Below are 14,258 nucleotides of genomic sequence, written 5' to 3'. Positions count from 1 at the left end.
GTATCCGCCTGATTTTAGGGAGATACTTCTTTTTTTAGAAATTTATATGTAATTCAACTGGACAATGGTCTGATCCCATTACTTCACTATTAATTTTCGCTTCTGTTATTTGGTCTTTCATTCTTTCCGAAACAACAAAATAATCTAAACGCCATCCGATATTTTTCGCTCTCGCGCCCATACGATACGACCACCACGAGTATGCACCTTCTTGATCAGAATAAAGGTAACGATACGTATCAATAAATCCTTCTTCTAAAATACATGTAAATTTCTCTCGTTCCTCATCGGAGAATCCAGGGTTTTTACGATTACTTTTTGGATTTTTCAAATCGATTTCTTTATGAGCAACATTTAGGTCTCCACAAAAAATAACTGGTTTTTTCTCATCTAATCGTTTGATATAGGATCTGAAATCATCTTCCCATTTCATTCTGTAATCTAATCGTTCTAATCCACGTTTTGAATTTGGTGTATATAACGTGATCATGTAAAAATCTTCGAATTCTAATGTAATAAGTCGCCCTTCTTGATCATGCTCTTCAATTTCTAAGCCGTATGTAACAGAAAGCGGTTCTTTTTTTGTAAAAATAGCCGTTCCCGAATACCCTTTTTTCACAGCGTAATTCCAGTATGTATAATATCCCTCTAGATTTAAATCAATTTGGCCACTTTGCAATTTAATCTCTTGCAGACAAAATATATCTGCATTAGATTCTTCGAGATATTCTAAAAATCCACCCTTTGCAATAACTGCACGTAAACCATTTACATTCCATGAAATTAACTTCACTTATAGTCCTCCTCTTGATGTTCACTTTCAAAGTTCATGCTATCACAAAATAGAAAAACAATCATATGTTCATCTTTGTAATCTTGCTCTTGCATTTGTAAATACGTACATACGCACTTTATTCAGGTTATACTACTTTCAGAGGTGATGTTTTTGCACAATGAAGGGTTAACATTAACGAGTGAGTATTGGCATGCAATTATTCATAATGATTCTTCCTATGATAGCAAATTCTTTTATGCTGTGAAATCAACTGGAATCTTTTGCAGGCCATCATGCAAATCAAGAATACCGAATAGAAACAATGTACGAATTTTTCATCATGCAGAACAAGCATTAAGTGAAAACTTTCGCCCGTGCAAACGTTGTAAGCCAAACGGGATCACTTTACCTAATGAAGAGTGGGTAGAACAAATTAAAGACTATATCGAAAAGCATTATGACGAATCCTTAACTCTCGACATGCTTGCGGAAATGTGTCATGGTAGCCCTTTTCATTTACAGCGTACTTTCAAAAGAATAATAGGGCTAACTCCTATAGAATATATACAACAATTCAGGGTTCTTAAAGCAACCGAATACCTTTTACACACAAATCAATCTATTAAAGAAATTAGTACTGCTGTCGGGATAGAAAACCCAGAGTATTTCGCAACTTTATTTAAAAAAAAAACCGGATTTACTCCTACTGAATATCGAAAAAAGAACGAAATGAAAGAGGGATACGATAATGAATTCCTACAAAAATAATTATATATATTGGACGCTACTTACACATAAAAATTGGCGATTTCATATTGCTGCAACTGAAAATGGACTATGTTTCATTGGATCACAAGACGAAAACTTTGAAGAATTAAATATATGGGCTAGAAAAAAACTGCCCCAACATATATTGATCCATAGTCCAGATTACTTGCAAATATATACGAAAGAAATTATCGAATATTTAGAAAGCAAGCGAGAAACTTTTACATTCCCTATCGATGCTTATGGAACTAATTTTCAATCATCTGTTTGGAATGCGGTACGTGAAATTCCTTATGGAAAGACCTATTCTTATACAGAAATTGCTGAAAGAATTCAAAAACCTAAAGCTGTGCGCGCCGTTGCTTCTGCTATTGCTGCTAACCCTCTTCTTATTACCATTCCTTGTCACCGCGTTATTGGGAAGAATGGGAAACTAATCGGATTTAGGGGTGGATTAGAAATGAAGAAAAAATTGCTTACATTAGAAAAGTTGCAGGTGGAATTCATATGACAGCAGAATATAATAGCGCATTATCTATAGCAGTTCCAAAAGAATTTTGTTTCCAAGAAAATTTACGTTATCTATCACGTTCTAACAATGAATGTATGTTCCATATTGAAGATAACAAAATTTATAAAGTTATCCCTGTTCAAGATGTAAATCCTTTAGTTGAAATTAGTTTGAATACTGATGGCAATATTCAAATACTTTGTTTAGAAGAATCATTCACATCTGAAAAATCGATACGTGAAGCTGTAGCTAACTATGTAAAAGAATGGTTTGATTTAACTACTGATTTAGCCCCCTTTTATACATTAGCTAAACATGATTTACTCCTTCAAGGACCAATTGAACAATATTATGGCCTTCGTACTTTAGGTATTCCAGACTTATTTGAGGCACTTTCCTGGGGAATTATCGGTCAACAAATTAACCTAACATATGCTTATACGCTAAAAAGAAGATTAGTTGAGCAATTTGGAAGTTATGTAGAATGGGACGGTAGAAAGCATTGGATATTCCCATCACCTGAAACAATTGCAAATCTACATGTAGAAGATCTCCAACAATTAAAAATGACGACTAGAAAATGTGAATATTTAATCGGTATTGCGAAGCTTATCACAGAGGGAAAACTATCAAAAGAGGATTTACTGCAAACACAAGATGTAAAGGTTGCTGAGAAACAATTAACCGCTATCCATGGTATAGGCCCATGGACTGCCAACTATGTTTTAATGCGTTGTTTAAGATTTCCTTCAGCTTTTCCAATTGATGATGTTGGTCTGCATAATGCAATTAAATTTATAACAGGTTCCGAAAATAAACCGACTAAAAATGAAATAAAAGATTTCGCGGCAAACTGGGCTAATTGGGAGTCTTATGCGACTTTTTATTTATGGCGAGTACTATATTAAAAGAACCAAGTAGCACATTCGTACTACTTGGTTCTTTTTTAAGCTTGCTCCTCAAAACGTCTTGCAATTTCTACAATAACTTGAACGGCTTTTTCCATATTATCTACCGAAACATACTCAAATTTACCGTGATAGTTTTCACCACCAGTGAAAATATTCGGCGTCGGTAATCCCATATATGATAATTGTGATCCATCTGTGCCTCCGCGAATCGGATGAATATTTGGTTCAATGTCTAAACTTTTCATTGCTTCATATGCAATATCAACAATTTCTCTTACCGGTTCAATTTTTTCAAGCATGTTATAGTATTGATCATTCATTTCTAAGACAACTGCATCTTCACCATACTTTTCTTGCATATTCTTCACAATATTTTTAACGTTATTTTTACGTGCCTCAAAATTTTCACGATCAAAGTCTCGAACAATATAATACGCTTTACTTTGCTCAACATCACCATTTAAAGAAAGTAAATGATAGAATCCTTCATAGCCTTCTGTATATTCTGGCGCCTCTTCTACTGGTAAATGCCCATTAAACTCCATAGCCAGTTTAGTTGCATTGCGCATTTTATTTTTCGCTGTTCCAGGATGTGTATTCGTTCCGTTAAACGTTAACTTAGCACCTGCAGCATTAAAACTTTCATACTCTAAACCACCTAATGGACCTCCATCCATCGTATAAGCGAATGATGCACCAAACGCTTCTACATCAAAATGCGCTGGCCCACGACCAATTTCTTCATCCGGTGTAAATGCTACTCTTATTTTCCCGTGCTTAATTTGCGGATTATGTATTAAATGGTTCATTGCAACCATAATTTCTGTAAGACCAGCTTTATCATCTGCTCCTAGAAGTGTTGTACCATCAGTTGTAATAATGGTATGCCCTTTATATGATGGTAATTCCGGGAACTGCTCTGGTGTTAACACAACATTTAGCTCTTCATTTAACGTAATTGCATTACCATCAAAATTTTCATGAATTTGTGGCTTGACGTTTTTCCCTGTAAAGTCTGTTGCCGTATCTAAATGAGCTAAAAATCCGATTACAGGAACATCCTTGTCCGTATTAGCTGGAAGTGTTGCCATTACATAGCCATTATCATCCATCATTACTTCTGTTAACCCAATTTCTTTTAGCTCTTCCACTAATAACTTACCAAACTCAATTTGTCCTGGTGTTGTTGGTACTGTATGGCTTTCTTCATTTGATTGCGTATCAATTTTTACATATCTCGTAAATCTTTCAATAAGTTCTTGTTTCAAGTTCATTCACTCCCTTTTACGTTTCTCTCTCCATTATAATCCTTAAAACGAAATATTTTAACTTTTTTGACTGTGAAGATACATATTTCATTTACATTGTTAACATTTTTAAACGAATGATAAAAAGACATAATATTTGTACATTAAAACCGTAACAGGTAACATACATAATTATAAAATATGGGAGGTTTTAAAGATGAGGCTAACTCTCTTTCGCTATTTTCTTTTTTTCTTAGGATTAATTTTCTTTGGCCTTGGAAATGCTCTTGCGGTCAAAGTTAAATTTCTAGGCTTGCACCCTTGGGAAGTTTTAAATATGGCTCTCTACCAAAAGTTTGGATGGACCATTGGTACGTGGAGTGTCATATGTGGGTTATGTCTCGTTCTAATATCTTTACTAGTAGATCGAAAATATATAAATGTCGGTACATTTTTGAATGCACTACTTATCGGTCCCATTATGGACTTTTTCTTACAATCAAACATGCTTCCAGACGCTAGTAATTATTTATGGATAAACTTACTCATTTTATTTTCTGGTATTGCCATTACAGGTATCGGGGGAGGGATGTACGTTGCAGCTGGGATTGGCGCTGGCCCTCGTGATGGATTCATGCTTACTATTTCCGACAAAACAGGACTTTCTATTAGCCGTGCTAGAATCATAGTAGAATGTATTGTACTAGTTGTTGGATTTATGCTAGGCGGTCCTGTTTTCATCGTAACTTTTCTGTACACCTTTATTCAAAGTCCAATCTTTCAGCAATCATTTAAGATGTTTCAAACACTTTTACATACTTTACATAACAAAAAGAAAATTAGTGAACATATTTAAAGTACTGCTTAATGCAAATAAATTCACCCTATTTACGACTCCCGCCGCAAATAGGGTGTTTCTGTTTTTATCTCGCAATTTAAGAATATATAATACTACTCATTCACAATAAAAGTATATACATCATCATAAATACAACCATTTACTTTAATCACATACTTCCCAGGTTTATTAAAACTAATTGTGTATTTATTTAACTGAATTGCTTCTTTATCTCCAGAAAGAATATCAATACTTCTGCCACTTAATACATACAATTCATTTAGATCCATCGTTACATCAATTGTATTGAAATTTTCCACTTTCACTTGCTGTGCTTCCGCAACGCTTACACTTGGTTCTAAAAACAGTAGTCCACTTAATCCAATCGTCCCCGCTAAAGCAACTCCCGCAAACTTTTTAATCTGTTTCATTACAATGACCTCCTTATAGATTTTGCGTAAAGGTGATGTCCCCCTTACACCACAAAGCCTATATGTAATGAAATGAAAAGTAAACGGGGACTGTAAGACAAAATTCTACATCTTTTTCTCCTATTGAATATAAATCCAACGTTTGGAGTTTTGACACATTTAAAATTGTTTCCCTAAACCAATTCCCCCATAATTTATTCAAATACTGAATAATTACTTATTGATTTAACATTCTAAAAATAGTTGATAAAGATGCTTTCTATTCAAAAAAAGACTTTGCTATAAAAGTAACTTTTACAACAAAATCCATGCAACTAATTTTATTCCGCTTTCCATAATCTCTCTACATTCATTAATTGTTCTTCTTTAAACTCCATCTTATATATATCCGGTTTTGACGTATTCATTAAAAATTCAAAACCATATTGTTTATCAAAATAGTTCATCATTAATGTCATGACAAGCCCATGTGTACCAATTACAATTTTGCGTCCTTGAAAATCTATTAAGATTTCTTTTAATACTTTCACTACTCTTCTCTGGCAGTCTGCATATGACTCTCCTTCCGTTCGTGAAAAGTCCGGATTAGAGAACATCTTCTGTACAAGTGGATACACCTCTTTGTCTGATATAACCTGACCCTCACTTGAAAACATACACTCTTTAAGATTTTCATATACTACTATTTCTTTTTCATGGAAATTAGCTGACTCCTCTATCGTTAACATAGCCCGATTATAGGGACTGGAAATAAAAGTATGAATTTTCTCCGCTTTTAATATGTCAGTTACTCTACGGGCATCCATACGTCCCTTCTCAGTTAACCCGCGCATTCTTTCATTTCCTTCTAGTTTTGGTGATTCACCATGTCTAACCATATAAATATATGTGCTCATAATTTCTCCTTAAAATTGTTTATTAGTTAATACATCACGTTCATTTATCCCATTTCAACACTTAAGTGTAATACTAAAATACTTTATAAAATGTGCTGATTTGTTCGTCTAATCCATTCTCCTACTAAACTCTCAAATAATTCAGGCTGCTCAATTTGCAAATTATGCCCTGCCATATCTAACACTGCTAATGTTGCCCTGGGATATTCTTCAATAATTTCTATAATATTTTGATAACCTACTGATATATCTTGTCTTCCAGTCAGTAAAAGAACGGGCTTTTCATATTTTTCACGCTGAAAATCCATAGTAAGAGAGTAATTCTTTTGCAACCTTTCAATAAATTCATAATTAGCAACATCTAACCCAGGCTTAATTTCTTCTTTAAATCGCGTATATGTATATTCATTTGCTATTACAGCTAACTCACAAAATTTCTCTCTTTCCGTGGAAGTAAGCGTATTTAAATATTCCTCATCTTGTACAATTACCTGTTTATCTGGAAGAATCCTTTTTTCTGGCTCCGCTACAACAACAGGACATACTAATAGTAATCCGCTAACTCTCTCAAACATCTTTGTAAGTATACCTTTGGCTAAATAGCCTCCATATGATTCTCCTACCAATAAAAATTTTTCAGTAGAAATGATTTCCTCAATAAATGTGATAAGCACTTCTACTATACGATCTGAACTATTTATCCAATTTGGAGCGTTCGATTTCCCCATACCAGGTAAATCAATATATATTCGCTTATAACCTTCATATTTCTGAAATACTGATTCCATACATTTCATCATTAACCTATGATCAGGGGCGCAGCCATGTATGATAATGACCGGTTTACCCTCTCCCACAATTTCATAGTATATTTCTGCATCTTTAATTCGATATATCATAAAAAACCTCCCTATTTAGTGGCAATACTATCCACTCTGTAAGAATACACGTTCTTATTCTATATCCTTTCCCTATATTTTCACAAATGTTAATTTTCAGATTCAAAATAAAAATCTCGCCTAAAAAATCCTCATCATTTTATATGCAATTTTGCATCTCCACTTACAAATCACTAAAAAAACTTTACAATTCAAAGGATGACTAAATATACAATTTCTATTTAAAATCTTGATACAGTCTATACTATCAACCACAATGTTTTTTTAACTTTAAGAATACTTACACTATTTAACACTTTCCTTATAAACATGATTTTTATAAGGAAATCTGATACAATTCTTAAATAATATTATTATGTATAGATATAACGAACATAGTACATAATTAAAGAAGGTGATTTCATTGAAATTAAATAAAAATTTACAATTATGTATATTAATTGGAACATTAATATGCTATTCAATCTATTTTATGTTTTTCTATCTGTTCCCTACTCATTTTTCAAATTCAGATGTACGCTTCGCTTCACTTATCGTTGAAGCCATTACATTTGTATCACTGATTTACTCTATATATTCTAAAAAAGTCAGTTCAAATCCGTTTTGGATATGTATTACAATAGCAATTGGTAGTTTTTTATTAGGGAAAATAGTATATACATATCAGGATAGCTTCTTCGAAATTCCAATACATCGTTTTACTGTTTCTGATGTATTTTACATGTTTTTTCTATTTTTCTGTCTTATCGCTTTCTGCTATAAAATTTTAAAGGAATGCAATAAATGGGAAAAAGCGTTCTTTATTTGTGATATATGCATAGTGCTTACTTCCATATTTACATTAGAATGGTATTTATTTAACCAACCAAGTTTAAATATATTCTCTCTTTCACTAGGAGATGTTTTCCTTTCATTTTTATACCCAATTGCAGATTTATTATTTCTGCTGCTAGGTGTTAGTCTCTTTTTCCGTCCAACAATTTTTAAATCCAAACGGAAAATTTATATCTTTATTTTTGTATTAATAAGTTCTGCAACTTTTAACTATATTTATTTTTACTTAAATAACCACTTATCAACTGAAACGATAACATTATTACGTCTTTTATATAGAATACCTATATTACTTATTGCAATAGCTGGCTCTATTCCAGAAGATCATAATAGCCATAAAAATTATTTCATTGTAAACCCTATAATAGGAAAAAAAGCTTTAGTTGTATTTCCCTATCTTGCTGTTGCAATACTAATCGGGTTTACATTAAAAGAACAAACATCATCTTCAACTCTCATTACAGGAAATTGTATTACTTTTATTTTCGTACTCATTCGTCATTCTATCGTACGTATGCAAAACAATTCCTTAACAAAACGTTTGCAGGCATTTAATGCCCAACTAGAAGAAAAAGTTACTTTACGGACGTCTGATTTAGTTCATAAATCAGAGGCTCTTTCTCAAAAACAACAAAAGTTTAAATCATTATATGAATATCATCCTGACCCTATTTTCACCATTGATTTAAATGGAATATTCTTAAATGTAAATAAGGCTGGGAGTGTACTACTTGGTGCACCAACGGATGAGTTACTAGGTGAAACTTGTTTTTCGATTATTTTAGATGAAGATAAGCATAAGCTAGCATTGGCATTAGAGAAAGTGAAACAACAAGAATCGGCATCCTTACAACTTAGTTCTCAATATAAAGATGGCTTTACTTATTTTTTATACGTTACAATCATTCCTATTATAATAGACGGACAAATTTCAGGAAGCTATATTATGGTGAAAGATATTACTGCACTAAAAAAACAGCAAGAAGAAATTAAATATTTAGCATTCCATGACACAGTAACGAAAATTGGGAACCGTGCCTTTTTTCATAAAAAATTAAAGAGAGTTATAAAAAATGCTAAAATAGCAGGAAGCGAGTTTGCATTATTATATTTAGATTTAGATCGCTTTAAAGCAATTAACGATACACTTGGACATTCGTCAGGAGATTACATATTAGAAGAAGTAGCAAAGCGATTCCAATCATGTCTTCCATCACATACTCATCTTTCAAGAATCGGTGGCGATGAATTTACAATCATAATTGAAAACTATACTGACGAAGATTACTTATTCCAATTATGTAACCAATTATTTGAATGCATGAAAAAATCATTTATCATACATGAGCATAAATTAACTTTATCACTGAGTATCGGCATCGCTATTTATCCACATTCCGGAATCGATACCGCTACACTCCTGAAAAACGCCAATGTTGCAATGTATGATGCAAAAGCAAAAGAGCTTAACTCTCTCTCTATTTATGACGATGTAATCGCTAAAAAAATTGAAAGACGATTACGATTAGAAAAAGATTTACCAAACGCACTACAAAATGAAGAATTGTTCCTTTTGTATCAACCTCAAGTTGATAGTGAATCTAATAAAATCATCGGTGCAGAAGCTTTAATTAGGTGGAATCATCCTGAATTAGGTATTATTTCTCCATACGAGTTTATTCCGATTGCAGAAGAAACACTACAAATTATTTCAATAGGAAAATGGACATTAGAGCAGGCTTGTAAGCAAATGAAACGTTGGCACGGACTCGGATATTCACATTTAAAAATAGGTGTAAATTTATCTGCTAAAGAATTTGAACAAGAGGATTTTGTAAGGTCTATTTCTTCTACTTTAACAAATACAGGTTTACCAGCAAGCTCTCTTGATCTTGAATTAACAGAGCGAATTGCAATGATGGATGAACGAGAAACATTGATAAAACTGCGTACACTAAAAAGTCTAGGGATTCACATTTCAATCGACGACTTTGGTACAGGTTATTCTTCGCTAGCCTACTTACCTTTATATCCAATTGATACATTAAAAATTCCGAGAGAATTTATTACAATGTCTGAAACATGTGATGATGGAATGGAAATTATTAAAACAATCATCACATTAGCAAATACACTAGGAATGTCTGTCATTGCTGAAGGTGTAGAAACAAAAGAGCACGTAAATTTCCTTCAAAAAAATAAATGTCAGTTTATTCAAGGTTATTATTACAGTAAGCCTATTCATATTGATGCATTTACTGAGCTATTAGAAAACGGCATTCACCCATATTACATAGCTAATTGGAATAACTAACAATAAATTTGAACAAATATAGTAAAAAGGAAAGAAGATACCTTCTTTCCTTTTGTTTTTCCATTTACATTTCTATTACTTCACCACATCATTTATTATATCTACTAATTGATGAATCCCCTCATCATTTGTTTTTTTATATTCATTCATGTTTTGAATATATTTCTCCTGATTTGTATACAACTTATTTACTGCATGTATAAATGTATTCGTATTTACTCTGTCTTGGAGTATTACTTCCGCATATCCTTGCCGTGAAAAATATTCAGCATTTAAACCTTGATCTCCCCTACTGGAACTGTTAGTTAACGGGATAAGCAACATCGGTTTCTTCAAAAATAACAATTCAGAAATAGCAGTAGAACCCGCTCTGGAAACTACAACACTTGCCATATTTAGTATATGCGGCAACTCGTCTCCTATATATTCAAATTGCATATACCCCTCCATGCCAATAGATGGGTCTACCTTCCCTTTACCACATATATGAATAATATTAAAGTTTAATAGTATTGTATCTAAACATTTCCTTACCATATCATTTATCCATTTAGCACCTTGACTCCCACCCATAATTAATAACACTGGTTTATCTTGTTGAAATTCACAATATCTTCTTCCTCTTAATACGTTACCCTTCTCAATTTCTTCCCTTACAATCGGTCCTACATAAACCTTCTTCTCATTACTTACATTTTCTCCTGTCTGAGGAAATGTTGTGCATAGCTTTGTAGCAAAAGGTAATGCTATTTTATTGGCAAGTCCTAATGTGCTATCTGGTTCACGTATAATTATAGGCACACGATTTAACCATGCTCCTATAGCTACAGGAACTGAAACAAATCCTCCTGCTGAAAAGATAACGTCAGGCTTTGTTTTCTTAATTAATTTATAACTTTGTAAACAACCGCTTATAATTTTAAAAGGATCTTTAAAATTCTCCCAATCCCAATATCTCCTAAGCTTGCCCGTTGAAACACTATTGTATTTAACATTTTTCACTAATGATTTTTCAATTCCATTTTTGGATCCAATATACTCGACTCTCCATCCTTGCTCTATAAATTTAGGAATTAATACAATATTAATCATAACGTGTCCGGCTGTACCGCCCCCAGTAAAAAGAATCGTTTTGCTCATAACTTATACCCACCTTTATTATTAAAAATCTAGCTTTATATTTACCTTTTAAATGTAAATAAACTTATTATTTTTTATATAAATCTTTAACTCCACCTCTATATCTTGTAAAAGATCTTTAATGAGTTCATAAAAATCATTTCCATACTCACTACACTCATATTGAGCAAAGATTTGAATCACATACCTAGTTTCGGTCTCTAATGCTGACTTTATTCGATTAACCCTTTTTTCTTCTACATACGCTTGATATTTATGTATTGCCTCATAAAGACGCAATACATGCGCTTCTTCATCTTTCCAGTCCAGCGTATCAACAATTGAAAGAAATAGCGTATTTTGATTATCTATTACTTCATAACCATTCATATATTTCTTACACCCTTTTTTGTTTTTCATTGCATGCAGATGTCACTACACTTCGCATACTCAAGTACATCTTTTAATGATTGATGAAATTCAATTTCTGGGATCCAACCTAACCTTTTTATTTCCTCTATTACTAAACTCTCATTTGAGTCGCTCCCACTTTTCTCTGTTTCCTCTATAAAAAAATTTAGCTGTGTTAATTCTTTATATTGTTCTAGTACATCTAATAAAGATCGTTTTACTCCTGATCCGATGTTATATTGTTTTCCATTTATTCCATCTCGTAATAACACATGATACGCTTTAACCGCATCACGTACATCTAGAAAATCTCTACTATCTTTCAAACTGTTTACTTCAATAATAGCTTTACTTCTACCTGATTCTATATCTATCATTTTCTTTGCGAGAATCGAACAAATGCCATTCGATACCCCTGGACCAATTAAATTTGAAGGCTTTGCAATGATAATATTTGAATCCATTAATTCTCCCCAAGCCTCTGCAATAATGACTTGCATCGTTTTACTTAAACTATATGGATTTGAAATTTTCATTTCGTCCATACTATCTGCTTGCAAAGCAGATCCTATAACTAATGTTCTACAATGCGATGCTTCTTGCTTAATTGCTTCTAATAAATATAACGTTCCTATTACGTTAATCTCTATATATTCAAGAGCAGATGTCCAAGATTCTATGACCGAATTCCTTCCTGCTAAATGCAATACGTAGTCTGGCTTTATTTGTTTCATTACCTTTATTACTTCGCTCTTATTAGTTAAATTACAAGTAATACCATTTCTAATTTTTTCTCTATGTGCACGATTTTGAAACATAGGAATTACATGAAAGCCCTGCTCTAAAAAATATTGGCAAGCATGGCGTCCTGTAAAACCATTTGCACCAGTTATTAAAAGGCTCGCATTTTTTTTCATCGCAAAAATCCTCCTTTTAATAGCATTTGTTTCACCTCATGTTTTGCAAGTAAGTCTTGTTGAGAACTAAAACTCTTCACATCCACTAGCGGATAGCTAGAATAATATTCTTGAAGTCCTTCTATAGGAATGGTCGGTAGTACCACAAAATAATTTTGATCAAAACTTATACTTGTTTTACTCTCTACCTCAGATAAAAGCATTTCACTTAATTTTTCACCTGGTCTTATCCCTACCTCTTTTACCTTAACGTTCCTTTTTTCCGAATCTTCAATTAACACTTCTGCTAAATCTGTTATTTTACATGCCGGCATTTTCATAACAAAGATTTCCCCGCCTCTACCTTGATATACGGCTTTAAATAACAATCCAACAGCATCTTCAACTGTTAAGAAAAATCTAGTCATATTCGCATCGGTAATCCCTACTTGTGAAGATTTTTTAATTTGTTGTTTAAAAAGCGGTACTACACTTCCACTCGTCCCTAAAACATTTCCACCACGAACACAAATGAATTTTGTTTTCTTCGTTTGTATATTCGCATGAACCATTAATTTTTCACCAATTGCTTTTGTCATCCCATACGTATTTGATGGATCAGCTGCTTTATCCGTTGAAACATATATAACTTTTTCAACTCGCATCTGTATAGAGGCTTCAATTACATTTTGCGTACCATGTATGTTGGTTTTTATAGCTTCATAAGGATAATACTCACATACTGGAACGTGTTTTAAAGCTGCAAGATGAAATATATAATGTACACCTTGGCAAGCATAGACTAGTTGATCTTTATCACGAATATCTCCAATAATAAATTTTAACCTTTCATCATTTATAAACTGTTGCTGCATTTCAAACTGAACCGTTTCATTTCTTGAAAAAATTCTAATTTCTTTCGGTGATTTTTCTAATAGTTGTTTTATAAGTTCATGCCCCCACGAACCTGTACCACCAGTAATTAAAATTATTTTATTTAACATTCCTTTTCCTCCTACGAAACATCTCAATTTAAATAGTATTTATTGAATTATTTTCAATTGATTCAAATCATAATCGTCGTTTGTTACATTTAATTGACAAAATAAAAAAACAGAAACTATTAAACAACGTTTCTGTTTTTCATTTCACCTCACAACAGTAAGATTTTTTATACTGTTTGCATGATAAATAAATTCCTTGTAAAAAAACACCGCTCATTTATTTCTTATACTCGTAATAAAATAAAGTGAAACTTTAATCAGTGGGGATATTGTTCATCCCCCACTAATTATCAGCCCTCACCAATCGGGCTTTTACGGGCAGTTGATCCCCCACCGAACATCTTTGCTTCCGCTGAATTTTGAGGTGGGGATCTTACTACCCGGCAAATAGCGGGATAAATAGA

14 protein-coding genes are annotated in these 14,258 nt (G+C 32.8%); 5 read left to right on the top strand and 9 right to left on the bottom strand.

Features of this window, described 5'->3' with window-relative positions; all coding sequences use genetic code 11:
- Positions 1 to 34: 34 nt before the first annotated feature.
- A complete protein-coding gene (locus tag MHI28_RS28485; protein ID WP_000767606.1) occupies positions 35 to 793 on the bottom strand; it encodes an exodeoxyribonuclease III in 759 nt (252 codons plus the stop codon).
- A 153-nt stretch (positions 794 to 946) separates the two neighbouring features.
- Between MHI28_RS28485 and MHI28_RS28480 the strand changes: the two genes are divergently transcribed.
- The 3 genes from MHI28_RS28480 to MHI28_RS28470 are packed head-to-tail and all read left to right on the top strand — an operon-like array spanning position 947 to position 2,962.
- The gene (locus MHI28_RS28480) at positions 947 to 1,543 is read left to right on the top strand and encodes a bifunctional transcriptional activator/DNA repair enzyme AdaA (RefSeq protein WP_000551298.1); all 597 of its coding nucleotides are present in this window, start codon (positions 947 to 949) and stop codon (positions 1,541 to 1,543) included.
- Positions 1,524 to 2,054, top strand: coding sequence for a methylated-DNA--[protein]-cysteine S-methyltransferase (locus MHI28_RS28475; protein ID WP_086412867.1), 531 nt, complete (start codon positions 1,524 to 1,526; stop codon positions 2,052 to 2,054). The genes MHI28_RS28480 and MHI28_RS28475 overlap by 20 nt, the downstream gene beginning before the upstream one ends.
- Entirely contained in the window at positions 2,051 to 2,962 is a 912-nt protein-coding gene (locus tag MHI28_RS28470; protein WP_000123498.1) for a DNA-3-methyladenine glycosylase 2, read from the top strand. The genes MHI28_RS28475 and MHI28_RS28470 overlap by 4 nt, the downstream gene beginning before the upstream one ends.
- Before the next feature lie 38 nt (positions 2,963 to 3,000).
- Here the strand turns inward: MHI28_RS28470 and pepT are convergent, their stop codons facing one another.
- Positions 3,001 to 4,233, bottom strand: a complete 1,233-nt coding sequence (pepT, locus tag MHI28_RS28465; protein WP_000807003.1) for a peptidase T — start codon at positions 4,231 to 4,233, stop codon at positions 3,001 to 3,003.
- Between the two features lie 196 nt (positions 4,234 to 4,429).
- Between pepT and MHI28_RS28460 the strand changes: the two genes are divergently transcribed.
- The gene (locus MHI28_RS28460; RefSeq protein ID WP_001241258.1) at positions 4,430 to 5,068 is read left to right on the top strand and encodes a YczE/YyaS/YitT family protein; all 639 of its coding nucleotides are present in this window, start codon (positions 4,430 to 4,432) and stop codon (positions 5,066 to 5,068) included.
- A gap of 95 nt (positions 5,069 to 5,163) precedes the next feature.
- Here the strand turns inward: MHI28_RS28460 and MHI28_RS28455 are convergent, their stop codons facing one another.
- The 3 genes from MHI28_RS28455 to MHI28_RS28445 all read right to left on the bottom strand — a co-directional run bounded on the left by MHI28_RS28455 (position 5,164) and on the right by MHI28_RS28445 (position 7,276).
- Entirely contained in the window at positions 5,164 to 5,481 is a 318-nt protein-coding gene (locus tag MHI28_RS28455) for a hypothetical protein (RefSeq protein WP_000809494.1), read from the bottom strand.
- 320 nt (positions 5,482 to 5,801) lie between these two features.
- The gene (locus MHI28_RS28450; protein ID WP_000109173.1) at positions 5,802 to 6,377 is read right to left on the bottom strand and encodes a histidine phosphatase family protein; all 576 of its coding nucleotides are present in this window, start codon (positions 6,375 to 6,377) and stop codon (positions 5,802 to 5,804) included.
- Between the two features lie 83 nt (positions 6,378 to 6,460).
- Positions 6,461 to 7,276, bottom strand: coding sequence for an alpha/beta fold hydrolase (locus MHI28_RS28445; RefSeq protein ID WP_000640339.1), 816 nt, complete (start codon positions 7,274 to 7,276; stop codon positions 6,461 to 6,463).
- Positions 7,277 to 7,679: 403 nt separating this feature from the next.
- Here MHI28_RS28445 and MHI28_RS28440 point away from each other — a divergent pair, with 403 nt between their 5' ends.
- Entirely contained in the window at positions 7,680 to 10,424 is a 2,745-nt protein-coding gene (locus tag MHI28_RS28440) for a sensor domain-containing protein (protein WP_000773542.1), read from the top strand.
- A gap of 75 nt (positions 10,425 to 10,499) precedes the next feature.
- Here the strand turns inward: MHI28_RS28440 and MHI28_RS28435 are convergent, their stop codons facing one another.
- The 4 genes from MHI28_RS28435 to MHI28_RS28420 are packed head-to-tail and all read right to left on the bottom strand — an operon-like array spanning position 10,500 to position 13,854.
- Positions 10,500 to 11,564 carry an undecaprenyldiphospho-muramoylpentapeptide beta-N-acetylglucosaminyltransferase gene (locus tag MHI28_RS28435; protein WP_000047567.1) on the bottom strand — a complete coding sequence of 355 codons (1,065 nt, stop codon included), beginning with the start codon at positions 11,562 to 11,564 and terminating at the stop codon, positions 10,500 to 10,502.
- A gap of 48 nt (positions 11,565 to 11,612) precedes the next feature.
- Positions 11,613 to 11,963 carry a DUF6572 domain-containing protein gene (locus MHI28_RS28430; protein WP_002082318.1) on the bottom strand — a complete coding sequence of 117 codons (351 nt, stop codon included), beginning with the start codon at positions 11,961 to 11,963 and terminating at the stop codon, positions 11,613 to 11,615.
- Complete coding sequence (locus MHI28_RS28425) at positions 11,960 to 12,871, bottom strand: NAD-dependent epimerase/dehydratase family protein (protein WP_000739089.1); 912 nt, start codon at positions 12,869 to 12,871, stop codon at positions 11,960 to 11,962. Before MHI28_RS28425 ends, MHI28_RS28430 begins: the two co-directional genes overlap by 4 nt.
- Positions 12,868 to 13,854 (bottom strand): UDP-N-acetylglucosamine 4,6-dehydratase family protein, encoded by a 987-nt coding sequence (locus tag MHI28_RS28420; RefSeq protein ID WP_000932593.1) that lies wholly within the window; start codon positions 13,852 to 13,854, stop codon positions 12,868 to 12,870. Before MHI28_RS28420 ends, MHI28_RS28425 begins: the two co-directional genes overlap by 4 nt.
- Between the last annotated feature and the right edge of the window lie 404 nt (positions 13,855 to 14,258).

Origin of the sequence: Bacillus sp. FSL K6-0268, assembly GCF_038005425.1 — a bacterium.
Lineage (GTDB): Bacteria > Bacillota > Bacilli > Bacillales > Bacillaceae_G > Bacillus_A > Bacillus_A thuringiensis_S.
Note: the sequence above shows the minus strand (reverse complement) of the source record. Positions and strands in the feature narration are given on the sequence as shown.